General features: G+C 76.8%; 1 pseudogene. It reads right to left on the reverse strand.

What is annotated here, in order from left to right:
• A pseudogene (locus tag SKC42_RS27600) lies at positions 1–233 on the reverse strand (hypothetical protein); the annotation flags it as partial.

Genomic DNA, 233 nt, shown 5'->3' on the forward strand with positions numbered 1-233 from the left:
GGTCCGGTCGGGCCGGTCGCACCCGTCGCTCCGGTGGAGCCAGTCGAGCCGGTCGGGCCAGTCGGGCCAGTCGGGCCAGTCGCCCCGGTCGCACCAGTCGAGCCGGTCGCCCCAGTCGCACCCGTGGAACCAGTCGCCCCAGTCGAGCCGGTCGCCCCAGTCGCACCCGTGGAGCCGGTCGCCCCAGTCGCCCCGGTCGCACCCGTGGAACCAGTCGGTCCGGTCGGGCCGGT

Origin of the sequence: Mycobacterium sp. 050134 (genome assembly GCF_036409085.1) — a bacterium.
Classification (GTDB): domain Bacteria; phylum Actinomycetota; class Actinomycetes; order Mycobacteriales; family Mycobacteriaceae; genus Mycobacterium.